We start from the raw sequence: 19,594 nt of genomic DNA, 5'->3' as shown, positions 1-19,594 counted from the left end.
AACCCACGGTGAGAAAGCCCCGGCCACGAAGTCAGCGACTCAGTGGCGCTCAGGGGAACTCACGGGATGTCGCACAGGAGGTTAAAGAACAAGCTCACGGGCGGCCGGTCATGTACCGCGTCCAGATGCCCAGCGGGACGGAGGCGGGGGACGGGCCCTTGCCGCCCTTGGCGTTCCCCTTGCCCTTGCTCTTGTCGCCCTTGTCCGCGCCGTCCCCGCTGCCGTCCAGGGGCAGCAGCTCCTGGCTCTTCGGGTCGATGCGGGCGAGCGACACCGCGGTGGACAGGCCGCCCCGGTACCCCACGAACCAGGCCGACTTGGCGTCCTGCGCCGTGCCCGTCTTGCCCGCCGTGCCGGGCCCGGCGGCCTTCGCCGCGAGCGCCGTGCCGTGCCGGACGGCCTCCCGCAGCGCGTCGTCCACCGCCTTGGCCACGGGCACCGGCAGCGCCTGCCGCGGCTTGGGCCGCTCCACGGGAACGTCCGTCCCGTTCCGGCGGAGACCGCTCACCGAATACGGGTCGGTGTGCCGGCCCTCGGCCGCGAAGGTGGCGTAGGCGTCGGCCATGCGGATGGCGCTGGGCGTCGAGGTGCCGAGCGAGAACGACGGCAGCTTCTCGCCGAGGCTGCTCTCCAGCAGCCCGGTCTCCACGCCGACCTTGCCGACCCGGTCCAGGCCGACGTCCATGCCCAGCTGCATCATCGAGGTGTTGACCGACTGGGCGACCGCGTTCTTCAACGTGACCTTGCCCCAGGACTTCCCGTTGTCGTTCTCGGCCTTGACGATCTTCCCCGAGCGGTCCCAGTACGGGCCCTCCGGCGTCAGCAGCGAGATCTTGTCGTCGCCGTCGTACAGCGTCGCCGGGGTGACGGGGGTGCGCGGCTTGCCGCGCTCCCGCTGGACGCCGTCGCGCAGCGCCGCCGCGTAGACGAACGGGGTGAACGCGCTCCCGGCGGGCACCACCGAGGAGTTGGCGTCGTTGAAGCCCTGTTTCAGATAGCCCTCGCCGCCGTAGAGGGCGGTGACGCGCCCGTCGGTGGTCACCGAGGCGGCGCCGATGCGCAGGTCGCGGTCGGGGTGGTCCGGGTCCGGGCCGAGCGTGGCGCGGGCCTTGCTCACGGCCTTGGCCAGCGCCTCGACGCGCCGCCGGTCGAAGGTGGTGTGGATCTGGTAGCCGCCGCGGGCGAAGTCCTGGTCGGAGACGTCGCTGTGCGCGGTCGCGTACGCCCGCGCGGTCTCCACCAGATAACCGGTCTGGCCCGCCAGCCCGGTGGGGTGCGGCGGGGCGACGGGCTCGGGGAAGCGGGTGTACGAGGCCCGTTCCTTCTTGGAGAGCTTGCCGATGGCGACCATCCGGTCCAGGACCCAGTTCCAGCGCTCGACCGCGCGCGCGTGGTTCTTGGCGCTCGCGGCGGGGTCGTAGAGCGCCGCCCCCTTGAGCAGCGAGGCGAGGAAGGCGCCCTCGCTCGCGTTCAGCTCCGAGACGTCCTTGTCGTAGTACGCGTGGGCGGCCCGCGCGATGCCGTACGTGCCCCGCCCGTACCAGCTGGTGTTGAGGTACTGCTCCAGGATCTCGTCCTTGGACAGCTTGCGGTCGAGCTTGATGGCGATGAACATCTCGCTGAGCTTGCGCGAGAACGTCTGCTCCTGGTTCAGGTAGGCGTTCTTCACGTACTGCTGCGTGATGGTGGAGCCGCCCTGGGTGCTGCCGCCGGTGATCATCTTGGTGACGGCGCGGAGCATGCCGCTGGGGGAGACGCCGCTGTCGGAGTAGAACGTCTCGTTCTCGGCGGCCAGCGCGGCCCAGCGCACCTTCTCGGGGACCTTGTCGAGGGGCAGGTCCTGCCGGTTGACCTCGCCGGTGCGCGCCATCTCGGTGCCGTCGGCCCAGTAGTAGACGTTGTCCTGCTGGGTGGCGAAGGCGTTGAGGTCGGCGGGTATCTCCGTGCGCGCGTACATGATCGCCAGGAGGCCGGTGACGGCGCCGACACAGCTGAATATCAGCCCCAGGGTCTGCCGCCACGAGGGGACCCAGCGCCGCCAGCCCGACCGCCCCGGGCGCGGGTACGCCGGCCGCAACCACCGCCCGAGGCGGCGCGCGGTTCCCTGACGAGTGCCCAGCAGCCGGCGGAGACCGGCGGGAGCGGCGGCTTTCCGGGCATGTGCCCCTTTACGACGTTCGATCACTGCTCGACCCTATGGGATGGAGTCCCAGGGATTTGTGCCGTTTCGTCGCGAAAACATCACGGTTCCCTGTGGGTTCCAGGGTTTTCCGCGGGTTTTCCGTGGTCGGAACGCGGCCGGAACATGGTCGGACAGGGATCCGGGCGGAACGGCGTCCACCGTTTCATCCCGGTACGAAGGTTACGCCTGCGACCGGATGACGCTCACGGGGGGCCGGGCGGTTCCCGGGACCACCGAGGAACGTGACGACCGCCGTGGGGGGCCGGCCCCCGCCCCTCAGCCGTCCGTAATGCATTGGCCGAAAGCTGCTCTGACCAGGCACACTCCCGTCATGGTCCCCACCGCCGACACGCTGCTCGCCGCTCTCGACCCCCTCCCGCACCACCACCGGCTGCGGCGGCTGGCCCTGAGCGTGCCCGACCTGGCCGAGCGGGGCACGCTCATCGCCGTACTGGACGACCTCGACGGCCGCGGCGACCACGAACGCCGGCTCGCGGCCCTGGCCGCCCTGGTCGGCCGGCAGGAGCACTTCCTCGCGGCGCGCCTCGCCGACCCCGACCCCGTCGTCGCCGGCTACGCGCTGCGGGGCGCCCGGGCCCTCCCGCTGCCGGACGCCGCGATCGAGACGGCGTACGAGGACGCGTCCGCCGCGACCCGCGACCGCATCGCCCGCTTTCTGTGGGCGGGAGACCGCCCGCGCCTCACCGAACGGTTGGTGACCCGCCTCCGCGAACAAGGGGACGACGCGGAAGCGGCCCGGCTGCTCCCCGGCTGCTCGCCGTCGTTCGTGGCCGCCGCGCTGCCCGGCCTCGCGCACGCCGTCACGGCACCGGCGCGCCTGGCCCGCCGCCACCCCGGCCCCTTCCTCGACCAGGCCGGACGGGACCTCGCCGAGCGGCCCCCGGGCGCCGGGCACGCCGACTGGTGGCAGCGGCACGCCGGCGCCGTGGCCGTCACCACGGCCACCCACCCGGAGCGGGTGCTCTCCCTTCTAGAGCGCCACGGCCCCGGCACCCTGCCCCACTGCCTCCGCCGGTCCGCGGGCGCCCTCGTCGCCGCGGACGCCGAACGCTTCGTCCGCTGGCTCCTCGCCCCCGAGCGGGACCGTCCGCGTCACGAACCCGGCCTGCCGCCCGGGGTGTTCCGCGCGCTGGTACGGGCCGACCCGCCGTCCCTCCCCCTGCTGGGCCGTCACTGGCTGAGGAGCGCTCCGCATCTGACGGCCCTGGTCAAGGCGGTGCCGCCGAGCCGCCGTGCCGCGTTCCTCGACGAGGTGACGGCGGCCGACGAGCCCGGCCGGGTGCCCTTCGGCGACCTCGCCCTCCTTCCGCGCGAGCGCCGCTGGGCCGAGGTCCGCAGCTCCCTCGCCGAGCCCGACGCCGAGCAGATGTTCTGGCTCGACCTGCTGGACACCCGCGCGCACGGCCCCTTCGACGAGGCGAGGCCCCACCTGCTCGCCGCGCTCGACCGCCCCGACGCGCTCGACCGCGCCGCCGTCTGGCCGCTGCTGGTCGCCTGCGCGGGACGCGACGGGGGACGGGCCGCGGTGGCGGAGGTGCTGGAGCTCATGACGCGGCGGCTGCGCAACGAGCGCGACCCCGTGCGCGCCGCGGCCCTCGACGCCCTCGCCGACCTGCGCCCCGCCCTGCTCGCCGCCGAGGACACCGGCCCGCTCGACCGGATCCTGCTGGACGCCCTCGGCGCCCGGGACGCTTCGGCCGCCACCCGGGGCGCCCTGCGCCGGCTCGCCGCCGGCCTGCTCGTCGCACACGGCACGGGCGCGGGCGCCCAACCGGCCCTCCCGCACTGGGCGCTGCACGCCCTGGAACGCATCACCGGGCACATGGGGGACCGGGACTTCGGACCGCTGCACCGCACCCTGCGACGAGGGCAGGAGCACCGGCTCTTCGAGGTGCTGCGCCCCTGGCTGGAAGCCGCCCACGAAAAGGCCGACCACCGGCTGCTGTTCGCGTTCACCGCCGCCCTCGGACGGCGGGCGCACCGGATGCCCGCGCTGCAGCGCATGCTGGAGGACGCCCTCGGCACCGGTGACGACGAGGCGTTCCGGACGGCGGTCCGGCTGTGGCTGGAGCCGCCCGCGACGCGCGACGAACGCGTCGCCCGCGTCCTGGCACGCGAGCCCTCCGCCGCCGCCCTCCCGCCCGTCCTGGAGGTCCTCGCCACGCGCCGGACGGACCTGCTCGACACCCTCCTCGGCGACCGCCCGCCGTACGGGCGGTTCCTGCCCGCGGGCGCCGACCGCCCCCTGCCCGGATCGCGCCACGGCGACCGGCTGCTGCCCCGCCAGCAGGAGGCGGTCGTCCGGGTGGTGCGCGCGGTCGTCACGGACGTGGCCCGGCCGCTGCCCGAGCGCGCCGCCGTCCTGCACGCGGTCGCCGGACTGCCGGCCGGTCGCGGGTTGGCACTCGACCAACTGGCCGCGTCCGACGTGCTCCTGGCGGAGGCCGCGCTGGCCGCGCTGCCCCGCGCCGGCCGGCCCGCCGAGGCGCTCGGCACCCTGCTCGGCCACGCGGGCGGCGACCGCGCCCGGGTGGCCGTGTACGCGGCCGGGCACGCCGCACGGTCCGTCGCGCCGTCCGAGCTGGCCCGCCGGCTGGAGGACGTGCTCCTCCGGCGGCCGGGCGCCAAGGTGACCAGCCGCAAGCAAGCCGTCCGGCTCGCGGCCCGCCTGCTCCCGGCGCCCCGCGCCGCGGCACTGCTCGCCGCGGCCTACCGGATACCGGACCAGCACCCCGACGTCCGGGCCGCGGTCGTCGCCTCGGCGGCCCCTCTGGTGGGCGCCCCAGAGCTGCGGGCCGTGCTCGACGACGCGAGCCGCGGGCTGCCGCGCGTCCAGCGGGCGCTCCTGACGCCCGCCCCCTGGCACCTGCCCGCGGAACACCGGCCCCGATACGCCCGGCTGGTCGCCGAGGTGTGCTCCTCGACGGACCCCGAGGTCCGCGAGGCGGCACTCGGCCGCCTCGCGGACTGGGCCCCGTACGCCCCGGAGGCCGCCACCGTTCTCGGCCGCACCGTCACCGACCTCGATATTCGCGTCGGCTGGCGCGAGGCGGCCCAGGCGCTCGGGACCCTGGCCATCTCCGGAGCGCCCCACCCCGTCGGAGGCGCCGCACCGGGCAGCCTGCTCCACGACACGATCGCCGACCTGCTCACCGCCGTCCGGAGAGCCGAGTACGACGCCTGTCCGGATCGCGACCGCCCGGCCGCCCAACGCCTGCACTGGCTGTTGCTGAGGCTGCCCCACCGCGTCGACCCCGGCACCGTCCCCGTCCTCGAGGCGTTGGCCGACCAACTGGCGGACGAACCGTCGGTCGCCGAGGACCGTGCCGGCCTGCTGCGCGCCCTGATCCTCCCGGAGCAGGAACTCGCCGTCCTCCGGGCCCGGTTGTCCGCGCTGGCCGACGCGCTCCGGGGCCGCCCCGGGCTCGCCTGCCGCACGGCCGACTACCTGGAGCGCCAGTTGGTCGGCGCGACGCCGCCGGATCCCGCGGTCGTCCTGGCCGCGGCGCGGCACGCGGCCGCCGACGACGGCGTGCCGGGCGGGCTGCTGGCCGTCGCTCTGGTGGCCGCCCAGGGCCGGCGGCTGGTCTGGCCCGAGGAGTGGCGCGTCCTGCTGCGCGAGCTGCGACGGCACGAGGACGGGGACGTACGCGCGGCGGCGCTGGAGGCCGTGGTGCACTACGAGTGACGCCCGGCGGTGTGGTGACGGCGGCCCGGCACGCCTGATCGGACCAGCGGGTCCTGCCTGACGGCCCGGGGCCTCGGCCGGTGTGGATCCGGTGGCTTCGGCACCGGGGCACACGGTTCGGCGGCTGCCGTAGGCGTGGTGGGGAGCGGGGCGGATGACGGGCGGTTCCGGGCTCATGGTCGAGCGCGCGTGGGTCCCGCCGCGTCGGTCCGGGGCGCGCTCGGCGTCAGGTCCGGCAGCTTCCGTACCGGCCCGCGGGTCCGAGCGGAGGCGCGGGGACGGGACGACCCGCGCTCCGGTGCCGGGCGTCGGGCGGTGTCCGTCGGTCCGCCACGTCGGCCTGGTGCGGAGCGGTACCGCCCGGCCGCTTCCCGCACCGGCCCGCGACTCAGCGGCCCACCGGCGGCGCGGGCGCCGGCGCGCCCTCCGCCTCGCCCGCCGTGCTGCGCCGTACGACCAGCAGCGCGCACGCGGCCGCGGCCGCCGTCGCGGCGACGGCGAGGGCGTAGCGGGCGCCCGTGGGGGAGTCGGTGAGGCCCCAGGTGGCGGAGGCCAGGGCGGGGCCGAAGGTGAAGCCGAGGTTGCGGGAGAGCTGGACGGCGGAGCCGGCCGTTCCGGCGGCCCTCGGGGGCGCCGCGTTCATCACCAGGGCCTGCGTGGGCCCGCCGTACAGGCCCATGCCGGCGCCGGCTATGGCGAGCCGCCAGACGATGTCGCCGGTGGACCAGTCGTGGTCGCCGAGAAGGGTGAGCAGGAAGAGGCCGAGGGTGGTGAGGGCGGCACCGGCGACGGCGGTCGGACGGTGCCCGTACCGGTCGGCGAGGCGTCCGCCCAAGGGCCCGGCCACGCCCATGGCGAGCGGGAACGCGAGGACGGTCAGGCCCGTGGCCGTCGCCGACAGCCCGCTGTCGTCCTGCAACCGCAGGGCCACGACGTAGTGCATGGCGCCGAAACCGCAGGCGAGCGCGAACACCGCCCCGTAGACGCCCTGCGTACCCGAGGCACGGACCACGTCCACCACCGGCCGGGCGCCCGGCCCGCGCAGCCACCGCACCGCGGGCGGCAGTCCGGCGAGCGCCAGCAGGAGCCAGGCGGGGGAGGACGGGGCGAGGGTCAGGGCCAGCAGCAGCGCGGTGATCGCGCTGCCGACGAGCGCGGCGTCGGCCAGCAGCCGGCGGTCCGGCGCGACGAGGCGCCCCCGGGCGGGCAGCGCGCGGCGCGCCACCAGCAGGGCCGCGAGGCAGAACGGCAGTTTGACGAGGAACACCGCGCGCCACCCGAAGGCGTCGAGCAGGACACCGCCCACGGCCGGCCCGGTGACGGCGCCGAGGGGGCCCAGGGTCGCCGGGACGCTCATGGCCCGGCCGCGCAGGTGCGGCGGTACGGACCGGGCCGCCAGGACGGGCATGAGGACGAACAGCACGGCCGCGAACGCCCCTTGGAGCACGCGCGCCGTGGCCAGCATCGGCATCCAGGGCGACGCCGCGGAGAGCAGGCCGCACAGGGCGAACCCGGACGTGGCCGTCAGGACCGCCGGCCGCAGCCCCGTGCCCGTCCCGCCGCCGCTCAGGTCCAGCCAGCGCCCGGCGGGCAACAGCAGTGCCACGACGGCCAGTTGGTAGCCGAGTACCGTCCACTGCGCCATGGAGGGGGAGACCCGGAGGTCGTGCGCGATATCGGCCAGTGAGACGTTGACGATGTTCATGTCGAGCATGGCCACGAACGACAGCACTCCGGCGATGCCGACCAGCACCCACCGGGGCCGTTCGTCCTCGGCCGGGCGCCGCGTGCCCTCCGGCAGTTCCTCCGTACCGTGCCGCATCGTTTCCCCTCCGAGGCCGTGAGGCCGCCGTTGACCGGTTCCGGGTGTCGAGGGCGCTCGCACCCGTGCCCCGCCACCGGCGCGGCCCGCGCCCCGGTGGTCGGACGATCGCGCGGTGGCCCCCCGGCCCGGGCCGAACTCCTGGAGCTCCCGGCCTCGTCGGGGAAGGACACCGCCCCGAGGAAGTCGGCCGGAGGAGCGCGCTGGTTCCCGGACGGCGACGGGAAGCGGCCCCGGCCCGCGCGGCGTCCGGCCCGCGGCCGACGCCGCCGGAGGCCCCCCGCTCCCTCCCGAAGGCCAGCATGGCACGGCGGAACGCGCCCGCGGACGTCCGGATACGGCCGCTTCCCGCGCCGCCCCAGCCCCGCCTCGGGCGTCTCCGGAGCACGGCGGGTCCACAGGCGAAGCGGAGGCCGAAGGCCGGTTCCGGGTCTTGCTTTTCGGCCGCTCGGCACGTTGGTTGTGCTTGTCGCGGGTGCCGGTGGGGAAGGCCGATGCCGGAAGCGCCCCGCGACGGCGCACGGTCCCGGCTGCCGCCGTCGCACCGGTGGCCGTTCAACCGTGGTGACTGCGCGGTTGAACACCGGCCGCCCCGGCCCGCACCGGATCTTTCGGCAGGTCACCGTACCGCCCCCGGCCCGTCCGCCGCAGGCGGGGTCGGGCACGGAACCCCGTCCGGGAGCGAGGCACGCGGCGGCCGGACGAGCCCCCGGGCTCGAACGCCGCTTTCCTTGAACGGCCCCGCGGGCGCATCGTTTCGGTGACCGGGCGGCGGGGAGTCCCCGTCCCCCTGCCCCGGCACCGGTTCACCGAGAACCGGCCACGGAGCGCCTTCCCGCCGTCGGTTCTCTCCCTTCCGTTCTCCCCGTTCCCGTTCTCCCCATTCCGTTCTCCCGGTTCCGTCGACGACCGCCGCCGGGCCGGACCGTGGAGGTGACCGCCGGTGACCGACGAGACGCGGGCCCGCCGCCCGCGCGTACGCACCGGCGCGCACCGCACCGCGACGCGGCACCGGACCGCCCGCCGCCCGGGCGCCGGCACGCTCCGCGGCCCCGGCCCCCACGGCCGCCGTCGGCTCCCCCACGGCACCCACCCCTACCGAAAGGCCCCTTCATGGACGTACGTGAACTGAGGATCGCCGGCGCCTTTCACTGCGTCCCGGACAACTTCCCCGACGAGCGCGGCCACCTCGCCTCGCCCTTCCAGGAGGAGCCCTTCGTCAAGGCCACCGGGCACGGCCTGTTCCCCATCCGGCAGACCAACCACAGCCGTTCGCGCCGCGGGGTCGTCCGGGGCGTCCACTACACCACGACCCCGCCGGGAGGGGCCAAGTACGTCCACTGCTCCCAGGGCAGGGCGCTGGACATCGTGGTGGACATACGCGTCGGGTCCCCCACCTTCGGGGTGTGGGAGTCGGTGGTGCTCACCGCCGAACACCCCAGCGCCGTCTACCTGCCCGTCGGGCTCGGCCACGCCTTCGTCGCCCTGGAGGACACGGTCATGACGTACCTCCTCTCCGTCCCCTACACCGCCGCCCACGAACAGGCCGTCTCCGTCCACGACCCGGCGCTGAACCTCCCCGTCCCCACCGAGGACGCCATCCTGTCCGAACGCGACCGAGTCGCCCTCACCCTGGACGAGTCCGCCGAGCGGGGCATGCTGCCGGACTACCGGAAGTCGCTGGAGATCGAGGCCGCCCTCTACGGCGGGTACCCGGGCGAGAGCCGGGAAGGGAGCGGCGCGTGAACGCCCCGGACGACAAGCGCCCGCTGGTGACCGTGCTCGGCGCCTCGGGGTTCATCGGCTCCGCCGTCGCGGCCGAGTTCGTCCGGCGGCCGGTCCGGCTGCGCCTCGTCACCCGGGGCCACCGCCCGCCGGCCGCCGTCGCCGACGCCAAGGACGTCGAACTGCGCATCGCCGACGCCACCGACCCGGCGGCCCTCGCGGCCGCGGTCGACGGCTCCGACGTCGTCGTCCACCTGCTGGCCGACCTGTCCGGCGACATCAACTGGCGGGGCGCGGACCCGGTCGCCGAGCGCGTCAACGTCGGCACCATGCGGCACCTCACGGACGTCCTCCGCCCGGGCCCCGGCGGCCGCCCGGCCACCGTGATCTACGCCGGGGCGGCCAGCCAGGTCGGCCTGTCCGCCGCCCCGCTCATCGACGGCTCCGAGCCCGACGAGCCGCAGGGCGCCTACGACCGGCAGAAACTCGCCGCGCAACGGCTGCTGGAGCAGGCGACCCGGGCCGGCGACGTCCACGGGATCACCCTGCGCCTGCCCACCGTCATCGGCTGCGCGCCCGGCCGCACCACCTCCAAGGGCGTCGTCGCGGCCATGACCAAACGGGCCCTGGCCGGCGAGCCCATCACCATGTGGCACGACGGCTCCGTCCTCCGCGACCTGCTGCACGTCGACGACGTCGCCCGGGCCTTCGCGGCGGCCCTCGACCACGGGCACGAACTGGTCGGCCGGCACTGGCTGATCGGCAGCGGCCACGGCGAACCGCTGGGCGCCGTCTTCCGCCGGATCGCCGACCTCGTCGCGGACCGCACCGGCCGGCCGCCCGTCCCCGTCCTCACCGTCGACCCGCCCGAGTACGCCGAACTGGCCGACTTCCACAGCGTCGAGATCGACGCGTCCGCGTTCCGCGGCGTCACCGGCTGGCAGCCGCGCCTGACGCTGGACCAGGCGCTGGAACGCACCGTGGACGCCCTGTACCGGCACACCGTCGACGCGCCGGACCCCGCACCACGGCCTTGAGCCACGACCCTGCACCACGGCCACGAGCCACGACGTTGGACCGCGGCCCTGAACCACGGCGTCGGACCGCGGCCTCGCGCCGCGTCCCCGAGCCGCGGTCCGGCTCATCGGTCCCGAGCCCGCACCACCATCCCGCCGCCCGCCCCGAGGAGAAGAGAATGCCCGAGCCCCGCACCGCGCCCGACGCCCCACCACAGGACCGGCCCCTGCCCCCAGAAGTGGCCCCCGGACCGGCCGCCACCGCAGGCCGGTGGCGCATCGAGGTGGACCGGAACGTCTGCGCCGGCACCGGCCTGTGCCTGGGGACCGCCTCCCGGCACATGCGCCTGGACAACGGCAGGGCCCGGCCGGTCGAGGAGATCGTCGACCCCGATCCCAGCGTGACCGACGCCGCCGACACCTGCCCGATGGAGGCCCTCACCGTGCGCGACGCCGCGACGGGTGAAGTCCTCGCCCCGGAGCGGTAGTCCATCGGCCCCACTGCTTCATCCGATTGTTCGTCTTCGACCCGAGGTGGGATGTGCATGAGCGTGCTGGTATGGGCCTACGGCGATGAGTACGAGGCCGAACGCGCGGAGATCCTCGACGCCGTGGACACGGTGTTCTCCTCCGGACGCCTGGTGCTGGGGCCCAGCGTGCGGGACTTCGAGACCGAGTTCGCCGCCTACCACGGCATCGCCCACTGCGTCGGCGTCGACAACGGGACGAACGCGGTGAAGCTCGCCCTCCAGGCCCTCGGCATCGGCCCCGGCGACGAGGTGATCACCGTGTCCAACACGGCCGCGCCCACCGTCGTCGCCATCGCCGGCACCGGCGCGGACGTGCGGTTCGTCGACATCGACCCGGCGACCTTCCTCATGGACCCGGCGGCCCTGGCCGCCGCCGTGACCCCGCGTACCCGCTGCGTCGTCCCGGTCCACCTGTACGGCCAGTGCGCCGCCATGGAGGAGATCGGGGAGGTCGCCCGCGCCCATGGACTGGCGGTCGTGGAGGACTGCGCCCAGGCCCACGGCGCCCGCCGGAACGGCACCTCCGCCGGAACGTTCGGGGACGCCGCCGCCTACTCCTTCTATCCGACCAAGGTGCTCGGCGCCTACGGCGACGGAGGGGCCGTCCTCACCGGCCGCGCGGACGTCGACCGCGCGCTGCGGCGCCTGCGCTACTACGGCATGGAGGAGCGCTACTTCGTCGAGACCCTTCCCGCCCACAACAGCCGGCTCGACGAGGTGCAGGCCGAGATCCTGCGCCGGAAGCTGCGCCGGCTCGACGACTACATCGCCGCCCGGCGCGCCGTCGCCGACCGCTACCAGGAGGCCCTGAAGGACACCTCGCTCACCCTGCCCCACATCGCTCCCGGGAACGACCACGTCTACTACCTCTACGTCGCCCGCCACCCCCGGCGCGACCTCATCCTGGAGCGCCTGCGCGCCCACGACATCGAGCTGAACGTCAGCTACCGCTGGCCCGTCCACACCATGAAAGGTTTCGCCGGCACCCCCGCCGCCGACGCCCACCTCCCCGTCACGGAGGAGTGCGCGGAGGAGATCTTCTCGCTGCCCATGTACCCGTCGCTGCGCCGGGACGTCCAGGAACGGGTGATCGAGGCCCTGCTCAAGGTGCTGTCCACTGTGGACTGATGGGGGTGCGGGGACGTGGGGCGTCATGCCGGCCGGGCCGGCCGGTTTCCGGTGAGCGGGTCTGATGGGGCTTGCTGCACCTGATGACACCTCATGGGCGTGATGACCGCCACTGTTACCGATGGTACTGATGGTGCCCGATAGGTCGTTTTGCGCTGGTGTGGCTTGGTGTGGTGGTGTTGGGGCGGTTGTCGTGTTGAGGGGAAAGGTGTGGCGGGGATGGCTCTCGTGCTGTTGCGCCGTTGGAAGGGTTCGTCGGGGCAGGGGGGTGTCCGGCTCCCGGAGGGCGCGGGAGGGCTGGACTGCCAGGTGCTGGACCCCGTGCAACTGCCGCTGTACCGCGCGGACATATCGGTCCGCGACGCGTCCGGCCGGGAGGTGCTGACCGGTCAGACGGACCCGCACGGCCGGTTCACGGCCACCCTGGCGCCGGGCGACTACGTACTCGCGGTGACGTGCGAGGGGTTCCGTCCGGTCCGCCGCCCCTTCAGCTGCGCCGCCGGCGCCCACGCCACCGTCGAGCCGGTCGCGATGGAGCCGGCCCCCGCGCCGGTCCTGCCCACGCCGGGCGCCTGGCGCATCGACCCTGACCACACCGCCGTGCGCTTCGCCGCCCGCCACATCGGCCTCGCCCATGTGCACGGTCGCTTCAACGGGTTCGAGGGGACCCTGTGGATCGGCGAACGCATGGAGGAGTCGCGCCTGGACGTGGTGATCGAGACGGCCAGCATCGACACCGGCGTCCGGCAGCGGGACGAGCACCTGCGCTCGGCCGAGTTCCTGGGCGTCGCCCAGTACCCGTACATGCAGTTCACCAGCGACCGCTTCGTCCACCGCGGCGGCCCCCGCTGGTCCGTCCAAGGCGTACTGAACCTGCACGGCGTCAGCCGCAACGTCGCCCTCGACACCCGCTACCTGGGCATCGGCACCGGCATCATGGGCGAGACCCGCGCCGCCTGCTCGGCCGTGACCGAACTCCACCGCGAGGACTTCACGCTGAACTGGAAGTCCATGATGCAGCGCGGCATCGCGATGATCGGCGCGACGATCCGGGTGGAGCTCGACATCCAGGCGGTGCCGCAGTCCTGAGCCCCGGGCGGGCTCGCCGCGGCCGGTCTCAGGACACCGGCACGAGCCGGAAACCGTCCCCCTCGGCGGTGACGCGGCCCGCCGTCGGCGGCGGGAAGTGCGTGCCCAGCAGGAGCGTGTCCGTGCCGGCGAGGGAGGCGAGGAGGCCGCGGCGGGTGCGGACGGCCCGGGCGGGATCGGTGTCCACACAGCTGGTGATCCAGGGGCGGGCCAGCTGGACGGGGTGGTGGACGCAGTCGCCGGTGATGACGGCCGACCCTCCGGCGGCGCGGAGTTCGACGGCGATGTGACCCGGGGTGTGCCCGGGCGTCGGGAGCAGCCGGAGGCCGGGGGCGAGGTGGGCGGGGCCGTCGTGGACGTCGACGAGGTCGAGGAGCCCGGCGTCCCGGACCGGGTCGACGGAGTCGCGGAACATCTGCCGGCGGCTCTCCTCCATGGTGTCGGCCTGCCCGGCCCAGTGGTCCCACTCCGTACGTGAGGTGACGTATCGGGCGTTGGGGAAGGTGGGCACCCACGAACCGTCGCCGGCGGCACGGGTGTTCCAGCCGACGTGGTCGGTGTGCAGATGGGTCAGGACGACCAGGTCGACGGATTCGGGCGGGAAGCCGGCCGCCGTGAGCCGGTCGAGGTAGCCGGTGTCCAGGTGGTGCCACGCCGGGTTGGCGCGGGTCTTGCCGTTGCCGATGCCGGTGTCGACGAGCACGCGCATGCCCCCCGCCTCGAAGGCGAAGGTGTGGCTGGCGAGCAGCGGAGCGTGGTCGGACGTGGTGAAGTCCGGCCACAGCCACGGCACTTCGGCCACGACGTCCCGGGTGGCGTCCGGCAGCAGCCACGCACCGGTCTCCGGCGGGAGGGCGATCTCGTCGACACGGTGGACGCGGACGTCGCCGACCTGCCACGACGTGCGGACGGCCGCTTGAGGGGACGGCTCGGGGGAGGGATCGGGGCGGAGCATGGGCACGGGTCCTCTCCGGCGGTAAATGCAGAATCTTTGCGTTAAGCGGAGCCTAGGGCCTAGGGTGCCGCTAACGCAAAGATTCTGCATTTGCATGGAAGGTGGAGGCACGTCATGACCACACCGGACCCGGGCCCGCCCGAGACGGTCGGCCGGACCGCCGCCGTGGCGGCCACGGCCGACCACGTCCTGTCCGTCCTCGGCACCCTGCGCGGACTCGACCTCGACGGCGTCCGGCCCGCGGCGGAGTACCGGCCGGACACCGCCGGCCGCTCCCCGCAAGCCCGCCCCCTGGAAGGAGAGCGCGCCGATGCGGCCGTATGAGCTGACGCTCGCCGAAGCGGCCGAAGCCGTCGCGGCCGGGGACCTCTCGCCGGTGGAGCTCACCGACTCCGTCCTCGCCCGGATCGAGGCCGTCGAGCCGGACCTGAACGCCTACGCCGAGGTCCTCGCCGACACCGCGCGCCGAGCCGCCGCCCGCGCGGAGGCCGAACTCGCCGCAGGGCGGCGGCGCGGGCCGCTGCACGGCGTGCCGATGGCGCTCAAGGACCTCATCGACGTGGCCGGCGTGCCCACCAGGGCGGGCTCCCGGGTCCGCGAGCACCACACGGCGCTCCGGGACAGCACCGTCGCCGCGCGCCTGGCGGAGGCCGGAGCGGTGCTGCTGGGCAAGGCCCACACGCACGAGTTCGCCTACGGGCTGACCACCCCGCAGACCCGCAACGCCTGGGCGCCGGACCGGGTGGCGGGCGGTTCCAGCGGCGGCTCGGCGGTGGCCGTCGCCGCCGGCGCGGCCACCTTCGCCCTGGGAACGGACACCGGCGGCTCCGTCCGCGTCCCCGCCGCGCTGAACGGCGTCGTCGGACTCAAGCCCACGTACGGGCTCGTCCCCGTCGACGGGGTGGTCCCGCTCTCCTGGTCGCTGGACCACGTCGGCACCCTGACCCGTACCAGCCGGGACGCCGGTCTCGTCCTGGCGGCCCTGACGGGACGTCAGACGGCGGAGTGGCGGCCCGACTTCGCCGCCCTGCGCGTCGGCGTCCCGGGCAACCACTACTTCGACCGGGTGGACCCCGCCGTGGAGGAGGCGGTCCGCGCGGTGATCGAGCGGCTGCGGGACCTCGGGGCGCGCCTCGTCGACGTCGAGATCCCCCTCGCCGAGCACGTCAAGGCCACGCAGTGGGGGCTGATGGTGTCCGAGGCGAGCGCGGTGCACGAGGAGACCCTCCGCTCGTCCCCCGAGCTGTACGGCGCCGACGTCCACCCGCTGCTGGAGGCCGGGCGGCTCGTCCCGGCCGGCGACTACCTGCGCGCCCAGCGCGCCCGCACCCTCATGCGGCAGGAGTGGGCGCGCCTCTTCGACGACGTGGACGTCGTCGCCGCGCCGACCGTCCCGCTCACCGCCGTCCCCCGGGACACGGAGACCGTGCGGTGGCCCGACGGCGGCACCGAGACCGTCGCCGACGCCTATGTACGGCTGTGCGCACCGGCGAACATCACCGGTCTGCCGGCCCTCTCCCTCCCGGTCGGGCTCGACGGGGCGGGGCTGCCGGTCGGCATGCAGCTCATCGGGCGGCCGTTCGGCGAGGCGACCCTCCTCGGGGTCGGTCACGCCCTGGAGCGGACGGAGGCCGTGCCGGGCAGGCCTGGCCTGGCGCCGGACCGCGCCGCCGCCCGGCTCGTTTCGCAATGAAGTCGCGTTAAGATGGGGCCATGAGCCCCAGACCCGCCGTACGCCCCGGCGGCCGCAGTGCCCGCGTCCAGGAATCCGTCCACCGGGCCGTACGCGAACTCCAGGCCGAGGGGGCCGCCCTGACCGTGCCGCTCGTCGCGGCCCGGGCCGGGGTGACCCCCTCGACCGTGTACCGCCGCTGGGGTGACCTCCAAGAGCTGCTCTCCGACGTCGCGGTGGAACGCCTGCGCCCGGAGGCGCCCCCGGCGGACCACGGCGACCTGCGGGCCGACCTGGAGCACTGGGCCGTCGCCTTCCTGGAGGAGATGTCGTCCCCGCCCGGCCGCTCGTACATCCGCGACGCCCTCGCCGGCGACCCGGACGGCTCCCACGCCGGCCAGTGCTCCGGTTTCGCGCACGACCAGGTCGAGCTGATCCTCGGCCGCGCGGCGGAGCGCGGCGAGCACGTACCGGACGTGGAGACCGTGATGGACCATCTGGTGGCGCCGATGATCTACCGCGTCCTCTTCCGCCCCGGACCGCTCGACGCCGCCTTCGCCCGCCGGCTCGTCGCGACGGTCTTCTACCGGCTGATGCCCCTGCCCTGACCCGGCAGCCCCCCGGGCGCCGCCGGCAGCGCGGCGGCGCGGAGGATCTGCCCGACCCCGAACCGGAACCGCGCCTCGAAGCCGACGGACATGAAGTCCTCCAGGGCGGCGCCCACTCCTGGGAACCGCCGTGCGTCGACCCCCGCGCGCAGCCGGTCGCGGGCGCCGGTGGCGGGCCCGGCCATCGAGCGCACCCGGGCGCAGACCGCGCTGATGATGGGCTTCTCGCCGCAGGGCGCCGCGCTGAGGTCCCTGCTGGGGAAACCGATCGCGGAACGGCCGCAGTTGCGCGACGCGCTCGCCGAACGCCTCTCGGGCCTCTCCGTGCGCTCCCCGCCGCCGGGCCGCGCGCACCCGCCCACGGGCCACCGGGCACCGAACCTGAGGCTCTCGGACGCCCGGGTGACGGTGGGCCCCGCCGGCCTTGTCCGGAACGGCACCCTTGCCACCACCCCGCGCGTACGCTGGCGCCCAGGTATCACGGAGCACGAAAGGGATCATCGTGCGCACACCTCTCTCCTGGCTCGCCGACCGCTATACGCTCGCGCCCCGCAGTGTCCGATGGGCAACGCTCCTTTCGGTCGTGGCCAGTATCGGCATCGTCGTCACCGGTGGCGTCGTCCGCGTCACCGGCTCCGGTCTGGGCTGTACGGACTGGCCGGCCTGTACGGACAGCACCCTCGCCCCGACCGCGGAGATGGGGATGCACGGTGCCATCGAGTTCGGCAACCGCCTGCTCACCGGGGTGCTCTGCGCCGTCGTGGGCTGGGTCATCGTCGCGGCGCGGCTCCAGCGCACCCCGATGCCCTCCGTACTGCGCGGCGGCTGGGCGCAGTTCTGGATCGTCGTCCTGAACGCGCTGGTCGGCGGCCTCACCGTCAAGATGAAGCTCAGCCCGTACATCGTCGCCGCGCACTTCCTCGCCGCGATGCTGCTGCTCACGGCCGCGGTGGTCACCTGGCACCGGGTCCGGCGGCACGGCGAGGAGGCGAGACCGGCGGTGCCGATGCCGCCGGCCGTCCGCCCCGCCACCGTCGCCCTGCTCGCCGCCAACGGCCTCCTCATCCTGGTGGGCACCCTCGCCACGGGCACCGGCCCGCACGCCGGCGACTCGTCCGACGTCTCCCGCATGCCGCTGAACTGGAGGTTCGTCACCACTCTGCACGGCCTGCTGGGCGCCGCCGTCCTGGGCCTGCTGATCTACCTGCTGTCCGTCCTGCCGAAGCGCGGCCACGCCCTGGCCCGGCAGAAGACCGTGCTCCTGCTCATCACCGTCGTGGCCCAGGGAGGCATCGGCCTGATGCAGTCCCTGAGCGGTCTGCCCGCCCTGGCCGTCATCCTCCACCTCTTCGGCTCGGCCCTCGTCTGGGCCGGCGCCGTCCAGGTATACCTAACGGTCGGAACGGCGACTTCAGGCCGTCCGGCGCCGGCCGCCGAGACCGAAAACCGGCCCGAACGCCCGACCACGCTCTCCAGCCGCTGACGCCCTGGTACGCCACCTCTCCCGATTTATTTTACCAAGAATCAATCATTACCGAGTTGCTTTTTCGGGGGTCGGTGAGCTTTCATGGCGGGGCGGCGCGCGCCGGACGGCGAGCGCCGCCTCAGCGCTCACCGGGGGAAGGAACCACCATGACCCGCACCACCGCCCCGTCGGACACCTCGGTCCTGATCGTCGGCGCCGGGCCCACGGGGCTGACGCTCGCCATCGTGCTGGCGCGCGCCGGAGTGGCCGTCCGCGTCGTCGAGAAGGCGTCGGCGTTCCACCGGGAGTCCCGCGGCAAGGGGCTCAACCAGCGCAGCAGGGAGATCTTCGAGGACCTGGGGGTGGGCGAGGAGGCCGCCGCCTCCGGCATCGATCGCATCACCCTGCGCAAATACCGCGGCGGCGTCCCCGTCAGCGACTACGTGAGCTTCGGCGACAACGCCCCGACGGCCGACACTCCGTACGCGAGCGGGCTGCTCATCCCGCAGTGGCGGACCGAGGAGATCCTCCGCGGGCGCCTGGCCCGGCTCGGCGTCGAGGTCGAACTGGGAAGTGAGCTCACCGGGTTGCTCCAGGACGAGGACGGGGTGACCGCCGACCTCGCCGACGGCCGGCGGATCCGGGCCGACCGGCTCGTCGGCTGCGACGGCGGGCGCGGGTCCGTCCGCAAGCTCCTCGGCCTCTCCTTCGAGGGCGCCACCGAGGCCGAGGAGTGCATGGTGATCGGCGACGTACGGGCCGACGGGCTCGACCCGGCCTACTGGCACCAGTGGTTCGACGAGGACGGCGGCATCATGCTCTGCCCCTTCCGCGGCAGCGACCACTGGCAGCTCCAGGCCGCGCCCGAGCGCGACGCCGACGGCGCGGTGCTGCCGCCCTCCGAGGAGTCCTTCCAGCGGACCTTCGACCGCCACGCCCGCGTGCCGCACGTCCGCCTGACCGACGTGCGGTGGACCTCGGTCTACCGCATCAGCGTCCGCATGGCCGACCGGTTCCGCGTCGGCCGCGTCTTCCTCGCCGGCGACGCCGCGCACGTCCACTCCATCGCCGGGGGACTGGGCATGAACACCGGCGTCCAGGACGCCTTCAACCTCGGCTGGAAGCTGGCGCTGGTGCACCGCGGCGAGGCGGCGGAGCAACTGCTCGACACCTACGAGGAGGAGCGCCTGCCGGTCGCCGCGTGGACCCTGCGGCTGACCGACGAGCGCCTCGGCGCGGTACGCGAGGGCGTGCGCAGGGCGGGCGTGGGCACGGAGGCCGCCGTCACCGAGGACACCACGACGCTGCGCGTCGGCTACCCGTGGAGCTCGCTGGCGTGGGGCGGCCCCGACGCGGGCGAGCGCGCGGGCGGGGTGCGGCGCGGCGAGGGCGGCCCGTGGTTCACCCTGCGCGGCCCGGACGGCCCGGTGCTGCGCGAACTGGCCGGGAAATTCGGCGCGTTGGTCCGCGTCCAGGAGGAACCGGCGGCGCCGGACCTGCTGCTGGTGCGGCCCGACCACCATGTCGCGCTGCGTGTCCCGCCGTCCGGCGCGGGGGAGGTGGCGGAGCGGCTGGGCGGGCTGCGTTCCGGCCCGTCCGGCGTCTGAGGACCTCGCGGCGCGGCCGCGAGGCCGGCAGTCCGGGGCGCGGCCCTGGACGAATCGGCGATGGGGGGGGTGCCCCTCTGGGGGAG

The 19,594-nt window shown here is 74.7% G+C and carries 16 protein-coding genes; 12 read left to right on the top strand and 4 right to left on the bottom strand.

Annotated features, from left to right (window positions below):
- Window positions 1–94: 94 nt before the first annotated feature.
- Window positions 95–1,957, bottom strand: coding sequence for a transglycosylase domain-containing protein (locus ACH4PU_RS30215; protein WP_398278968.1), 1,863 nt, complete (start codon window positions 1,955–1,957; stop codon window positions 95–97).
- Window positions 1,958–2,513: 556 nt separating this feature from the next.
- Between ACH4PU_RS30215 and ACH4PU_RS30210 the strand changes: the two genes are divergently transcribed.
- Window positions 2,514–5,891 (top strand): hypothetical protein, encoded by a 3,378-nt coding sequence (locus tag ACH4PU_RS30210; RefSeq protein WP_398278965.1) that lies wholly within the window; start codon window positions 2,514–2,516, stop codon window positions 5,889–5,891.
- 388 nt (window positions 5,892–6,279) lie between these two features.
- On the opposite strand, the gene ACH4PU_RS30205 is transcribed toward ACH4PU_RS30210, so the two are convergent.
- On the bottom strand, window positions 6,280–7,713 hold the full coding sequence (locus tag ACH4PU_RS30205; RefSeq protein ID WP_398278962.1) for an MFS transporter: 1,434 nt from the start codon (window positions 7,711–7,713) through the stop codon (window positions 6,280–6,282).
- A 943-nt stretch (window positions 7,714–8,656) separates the two neighbouring features.
- Between ACH4PU_RS30205 and ACH4PU_RS30200 the strand changes: the two genes are divergently transcribed.
- The 6 genes from ACH4PU_RS30200 to ACH4PU_RS30175 all read left to right on the top strand — a co-directional run bounded on the left by ACH4PU_RS30200 (window position 8,657) and on the right by ACH4PU_RS30175 (window position 13,201).
- A complete protein-coding gene (locus tag ACH4PU_RS30200; protein ID WP_398278959.1) occupies window positions 8,657–8,845 on the top strand; it encodes a hypothetical protein in 189 nt (62 codons plus the stop codon).
- On the top strand, window positions 8,827–9,459 hold the full coding sequence (locus ACH4PU_RS30195) for a dTDP-4-dehydrorhamnose 3,5-epimerase family protein (protein ID WP_398278956.1): 633 nt from the start codon (window positions 8,827–8,829) through the stop codon (window positions 9,457–9,459). Before ACH4PU_RS30200 ends, ACH4PU_RS30195 begins: the two co-directional genes overlap by 19 nt.
- Complete coding sequence (locus tag ACH4PU_RS30190) at window positions 9,456–10,475, top strand: NAD-dependent epimerase/dehydratase family protein (RefSeq protein WP_398278953.1); 1,020 nt, start codon at window positions 9,456–9,458, stop codon at window positions 10,473–10,475. The genes ACH4PU_RS30195 and ACH4PU_RS30190 overlap by 4 nt, the downstream gene beginning before the upstream one ends.
- A gap of 158 nt (window positions 10,476–10,633) precedes the next feature.
- The gene (locus ACH4PU_RS30185; protein ID WP_398278950.1) at window positions 10,634–10,942 is read left to right on the top strand and encodes a ferredoxin; all 309 of its coding nucleotides are present in this window, start codon (window positions 10,634–10,636) and stop codon (window positions 10,940–10,942) included.
- Window positions 10,943–10,999: 57 nt separating this feature from the next.
- Window positions 11,000–12,112, top strand: coding sequence for a DegT/DnrJ/EryC1/StrS family aminotransferase (locus ACH4PU_RS30180; RefSeq protein ID WP_398278947.1), 1,113 nt, complete (start codon window positions 11,000–11,002; stop codon window positions 12,110–12,112).
- A gap of 219 nt (window positions 12,113–12,331) precedes the next feature.
- Window positions 12,332–13,201 (top strand): YceI family protein, encoded by an 870-nt coding sequence (locus ACH4PU_RS30175; RefSeq protein WP_398278944.1) that lies wholly within the window; start codon window positions 12,332–12,334, stop codon window positions 13,199–13,201.
- 28 nt (window positions 13,202–13,229) lie between these two features.
- Here ACH4PU_RS30175 and ACH4PU_RS30170 read toward each other — a convergent pair whose 3' ends face one another.
- The gene (locus ACH4PU_RS30170; RefSeq protein WP_398278941.1) at window positions 13,230–14,156 is read right to left on the bottom strand and encodes an MBL fold metallo-hydrolase; all 927 of its coding nucleotides are present in this window, start codon (window positions 14,154–14,156) and stop codon (window positions 13,230–13,232) included.
- A gap of 114 nt (window positions 14,157–14,270) precedes the next feature.
- On the opposite strand from ACH4PU_RS30170, the gene ACH4PU_RS30165 reads away from it, so the two are divergent.
- The 3 genes from ACH4PU_RS30165 to ACH4PU_RS30155 are packed head-to-tail and all read left to right on the top strand — an operon-like array spanning window position 14,271 to window position 16,436.
- Complete coding sequence (locus tag ACH4PU_RS30165; protein ID WP_398278938.1) at window positions 14,271–14,480, top strand: hypothetical protein; 210 nt, start codon at window positions 14,271–14,273, stop codon at window positions 14,478–14,480.
- On the top strand, window positions 14,467–15,849 hold the full coding sequence (locus ACH4PU_RS30160) for an amidase (protein ID WP_398278935.1): 1,383 nt from the start codon (window positions 14,467–14,469) through the stop codon (window positions 15,847–15,849). Before ACH4PU_RS30165 ends, ACH4PU_RS30160 begins: the two co-directional genes overlap by 14 nt.
- Before the next feature lie 20 nt (window positions 15,850–15,869).
- Window positions 15,870–16,436, top strand: a complete 567-nt coding sequence (locus ACH4PU_RS30155; protein ID WP_398278932.1) for a TetR/AcrR family transcriptional regulator — start codon at window positions 15,870–15,872, stop codon at window positions 16,434–16,436.
- Here the strand turns inward: ACH4PU_RS30155 and ACH4PU_RS30150 are convergent.
- On the bottom strand, window positions 16,412–16,621 hold the full coding sequence (locus ACH4PU_RS30150; protein ID WP_398278929.1) for a hypothetical protein: 210 nt from the start codon (window positions 16,619–16,621) through the stop codon (window positions 16,412–16,414). The two genes, ACH4PU_RS30155 and ACH4PU_RS30150, sit on opposite strands and share 25 nt — an antisense overlap.
- 317 nt (window positions 16,622–16,938) lie before the next feature.
- On the opposite strand from ACH4PU_RS30150, the gene ACH4PU_RS30145 reads away from it, so the two are divergent.
- Both ACH4PU_RS30145 and ACH4PU_RS30140 read left to right on the top strand, forming a co-directional pair.
- A complete protein-coding gene (locus tag ACH4PU_RS30145; RefSeq protein ID WP_398278926.1) occupies window positions 16,939–17,919 on the top strand; it encodes a heme A synthase in 981 nt (326 codons plus the stop codon).
- A gap of 149 nt (window positions 17,920–18,068) precedes the next feature.
- Window positions 18,069–19,508, top strand: a complete 1,440-nt coding sequence (locus tag ACH4PU_RS30140; RefSeq protein ID WP_398278923.1) for an FAD-dependent monooxygenase — start codon at window positions 18,069–18,071, stop codon at window positions 19,506–19,508.
- Window positions 19,509–19,594 lie beyond the last annotated feature (86 nt).

Origin of the sequence: Streptomyces sp. NPDC021100 (genome assembly GCF_044333095.1) — a bacterium.
Taxonomy (GTDB): domain Bacteria; phylum Actinomycetota; class Actinomycetes; order Streptomycetales; family Streptomycetaceae; genus Streptomyces.
The sequence above is the reverse complement of the archived record's forward strand: the minus strand, read 5'-3'. Positions and strand labels throughout refer to the sequence as shown.

Coding starts and splice junctions, on each gene's coding strand:
- ACH4PU_RS30160 (WP_398278935.1), top strand. CDS start 14,467: ATGCGGCCGTATGAGCTGACGCTCGCCGAAGCGGCCGAAGCCGTCGCG.
- ACH4PU_RS30185 (WP_398278950.1), top strand. CDS start 10,634: ATGCCCGAGCCCCGCACCGCGCCCGACGCCCCACCACAGGACCGGCCC.
- ACH4PU_RS30180 (WP_398278947.1), top strand. CDS start 11,000: ATGAGCGTGCTGGTATGGGCCTACGGCGATGAGTACGAGGCCGAACGC.
- ACH4PU_RS30155 (WP_398278932.1), top strand. CDS start 15,870: ATGAGCCCCAGACCCGCCGTACGCCCCGGCGGCCGCAGTGCCCGCGTC.
- ACH4PU_RS30175 (WP_398278944.1), top strand. CDS start 12,332: ATGGCTCTCGTGCTGTTGCGCCGTTGGAAGGGTTCGTCGGGGCAGGGG.
- ACH4PU_RS30170 (WP_398278941.1), bottom strand. CDS start 14,156: ATGCTCCGCCCCGATCCCTCCCCCGAGCCGTCCCCTCAAGCGGCCGTC.
- ACH4PU_RS30195 (WP_398278956.1), top strand. CDS start 8,827: ATGGACGTACGTGAACTGAGGATCGCCGGCGCCTTTCACTGCGTCCCG.
- ACH4PU_RS30210 (WP_398278965.1), top strand. CDS start 2,514: ATGGTCCCCACCGCCGACACGCTGCTCGCCGCTCTCGACCCCCTCCCG.
- ACH4PU_RS30165 (WP_398278938.1), top strand. CDS start 14,271: ATGACCACACCGGACCCGGGCCCGCCCGAGACGGTCGGCCGGACCGCC.
- ACH4PU_RS30140 (WP_398278923.1), top strand. CDS start 18,069: ATGACCCGCACCACCGCCCCGTCGGACACCTCGGTCCTGATCGTCGGC.
- ACH4PU_RS30205 (WP_398278962.1), bottom strand. CDS start 7,713: ATGCGGCACGGTACGGAGGAACTGCCGGAGGGCACGCGGCGCCCGGCC.
- ACH4PU_RS30150 (WP_398278929.1), bottom strand. CDS start 16,621: ATGGCCGGGCCCGCCACCGGCGCCCGCGACCGGCTGCGCGCGGGGGTC.
- ACH4PU_RS30215 (WP_398278968.1), bottom strand. CDS start 1,957: ATGTACGCGCGCACGGAGATACCCGCCGACCTCAACGCCTTCGCCACC.